General features: G+C 49.9%; 3 protein-coding genes. All 3 read left to right on the top strand.

Annotated features, from left to right (window positions below; translation table 11 throughout):
• The first annotated feature begins 304 nt into the window (after positions 1 to 304).
• The 3 genes from HMPREF3138_RS16925 (at position 305) to HMPREF3138_RS16915 (ending at position 2,966) form a co-directional block, all read left to right on the top strand.
• The gene (locus HMPREF3138_RS16925; RefSeq protein ID WP_001567660.1) at positions 305 to 1,327 is read left to right on the top strand and encodes an IS110 family RNA-guided transposase; all 1,023 of its coding nucleotides are present in this window, start codon (positions 305 to 307) and stop codon (positions 1,325 to 1,327) included.
• Positions 1,328 to 2,374: 1,047 nt separating this feature from the next.
• Positions 2,375 to 2,704 carry a type II toxin-antitoxin system RelE/ParE family toxin gene (locus HMPREF3138_RS16920; RefSeq protein ID WP_000493286.1) on the top strand — a complete coding sequence of 110 codons (330 nt, stop codon included), beginning with the start codon at positions 2,375 to 2,377 and terminating at the stop codon, positions 2,702 to 2,704.
• Positions 2,685 to 2,966, top strand: a complete 282-nt coding sequence (locus HMPREF3138_RS16915) for a helix-turn-helix domain-containing protein (protein WP_000780222.1) — start codon at positions 2,685 to 2,687, stop codon at positions 2,964 to 2,966. Before HMPREF3138_RS16920 ends, HMPREF3138_RS16915 begins: the two co-directional genes overlap by 20 nt.
• Positions 2,967 to 3,203: the final 237 nt, after the last annotated feature.

Here is a 3,203-nt window from a genome sequence, read left to right as displayed (position 1 = left end):
ACCATAGATTCCGTTTTCCAAGCGGACCCCATCAAGGTTGAGAACTGGACGCGTAAGGCCGCTGCCGGGTTAGCCAGGATGAAAGCGAAGCGTGAAGTGGCTCGCCAGCGCAAACAGGAATACTACTCCCTAACCTTTGCCTGATCCCCGCCTACTACCGCCTTAGCTGGCGGGGATTCTGCACGTCTGCAATAAACCTCAGTACAAAAAACAGCCTTAACGAATGGAAGGGACTTCCCCTGATTATGCGCCTGATTAACTCTTGTGCAATCATGGGGTAAACACAACCCCGGAGGGATTCGTTATGACCATTACTACTGTCGGTATCGATCTTGCTAAAAATGTGTTCGCTGTTCATTGCGTTGACCAGAATGGCAAAACCGTTCTGGTTAAATCCAGAGTAACCCGCGCAGCTCTTCCCGGGCTGATTGCTGGTTTGCCGCCCTGTGTTATCGGGATGGAGGCGTGCTCCGGGGCTCATTACTGGGCAAGACTGTTTCGGCAGTATGGTCATGAGCCGCGTCTGATGGCCGCTAAATTTGTATCGCCTTACCGCATGGCTGGTAAATCAGGGAAAAATGATGCAGCTGATGCTCAGGCTATCTGCGAGGCGGTTCGTCGCCCACATATGCGGTTTGTGCCGGTTAAGGATGAGAGCCAGCAGGCAATGCAGTGTCTGCATCGTACCCGACAGGGTTTTATCGAAGAGAAAACAGCAACATATAATCGTCTCCGGGGGTTGATATCTGAATTCGGCGTTATCGCCCCACAAAGTACAGATGCCCTGCGCCACATAGTTTTTGAGCAGAAGAATTCTTTACCACTTCAGGTTCAGCAATGTGTTGATGATTTGCTGGAGCACGTTGCTCGCATTGAAGATAACATCGCTGAATATGACCGAATTTTGTCCCGCATGGCCAAAACAGATCATCGCAGTCAGCGGCTGATGGAATTGAAGGGCGTTGGCCCCACAACGGCCTGTGCGCTGGTCGCCAGTATCGGTAATGCACATGATTTTAAGAATGGGCGCCAGCTGGCAGCCTGGCTGGGACTGACACCATCGCAGTACAGCAGCGGCGGAAAGTCGAAGCTTGGCAGGATAACGAAAGCTGGCGATTCGTATCTGAGAACACTTCTGGTTCAGGGTGCCCGCTCGGTACTGATCGGGGCGGAGAAAAGGACTGATTTATTCAGTCGTTGGGTCTGCTCACTGGTCGAACGCAGAGGATACTGGCGCGCTGTTGTTGCCATCGCTGCCAAAAATGCAAGACTGTGCTGGGCATCATTGCATTACGGTGATGATTTCAGGTTGTACTCAGCCAGCTAAAGTACAAAGCTGTATGACCATCTGTTCTGCAACTCGTTGATGATAAAGGGTTAGACCCCGTGAGGTATATCTGCTTATTGTACAGGGCAAGTGTACCCGACTAACGAACTAGAGCCTCACGAGCGTCTTTCATCAGGGTCCGAATCGATGACGATTCATCATGACCGTTTATAGTACCGCAGTCTCTCCCCTTTATTTTTTTACTATAGTGCAGACAGAAACCGTAAACACCGGCGTTGACATGCCGGGGAAGCCCTTATAGTACAATAATTTTCGAAATCCAACCCATCCCGCCTACAGGAATGACGGATTTTTCGGCGGTTCCGGCGTAGACCCACCACAACTGCTGTATAGCTTGTGGGTAAGTGATAATGAAGTGCAAACGAGATGGCGCAAATACTCTTTTGGTTTATCTTTTAATTACTTACGTATTAAAAGATAAACCAAAAAATAAAAGACATTACTGTTATCCCCTTTAAAAAGTGGATAACCGAACAGCATCGGCGCGAGCGCCTCAAAAGTAGCTCCCCACGCTAAAGCGCGGGGCATTCAGAACGGAATCCCTCGATGGCTAACAGCTCGCCTGTTAGCCATCGAGGGATTGGACAAATCCGTCCACGCCGGATACGTCAGCAAATATCGCTGAAGAATTAGCTTACACGCTCGTAAGCGGCTCTTACGACCCGCTAACGCGGAGATACGCCCCAACTGCGGCTTCGCCTTGTTGTGACCACTCCGACCGCGCACAAAAGCCTCTGAGCCGCTTTTAGCGGAATATGGCTTTGCAGGGTGAAGGGATGGATAGGCGATCCCTTTCGATCCCTCACTGGTATCGGCGGCTAACCCTCGGTGCTACCTGTCATTTCATCCTGCCGCCTTACATGCGCTAACGCGCATAAATCCCCGTTCCTCAGTGGAACGAAAACTCACGCTAACAGGGTAGTGACCGGGTAGCCACGATAACTGCCAACAAAATTAGCTTATAGGTTAATTCTACCTTGTCTGAAATTAGCCTATAGGTTAATATTAATAGAAATGGGAGGTCACATGTTTAGCGTTGTTTATCACCCGGAAGCCAGGGAAGAAGCCACAGCATTACCCGTAAAAATCAGGGTGAAGTTTGACCGTCTCATCGGCAAACTGGAGTATGACGCCCGATTACTGCGGGAGCCGGACACGAAGCCCCTGGGCGATGGACTTTTTGAGATCCGCACGATGGGGACGGACATAGCCAGGGGAATCTGGGTATACCACAAAGGCAATACCATCATCATGCTCCGTGTTTTCATCAAGAAGTCACAGAAAACGCCAGCGAAAGAAATCGATCTCGCCAAAAAGCGGTTAGCGGAGGTACTTAATGAAACTGGTAAGCCATAAAGAACTGCATAACGAGTGGATGCAGGACGATGAATATCGCGCTGCATGGCAGGAAGAAGAACGTAAGGAAAAGCTCAGGGAGCTGCTTGCTGAATGGCGCAAGCATGACAACCTGACAAAAGCGCAGGTTGCTGAACGCATGGGGGTTACACCTCCGGTTATTTCTCGCCTGGAAAACAACATCACCAAAGCCAGCATCGACACACTGACCCGCTACGCTCACGCCTGCGGCATCAAGAAACCTGTCATTGCCCTGTACTGAATAGCCAGCCCTCCGGGGCTGGCCTTTTTGTTTCGGTCAGTCCCAAAATTTTGTTAAAGCAAGTTTAAAATGTCACCTGTTTCTCCAAAGTTGAAATGTCACTTCTAAGCCAATCTATTTATACATAATCTTTACATCTTTCCCCGGTGACAAAGTGCTAATTGGTCTGTAATGTTCAATGTGTGGCAGGCAAGCCGCCGGTGACTTAGGGAAGGTGCGAACAAGTTCCTGATATGA

It is taken from the genome of Serratia sp. HMSC15F11, assembly GCF_001808215.1.
Taxonomy (GTDB): domain Bacteria; phylum Pseudomonadota; class Gammaproteobacteria; order Enterobacterales; family Enterobacteriaceae; genus Serratia; species Serratia nevei.
This window is presented reverse-complemented; position numbering and strand designations above follow the sequence as displayed.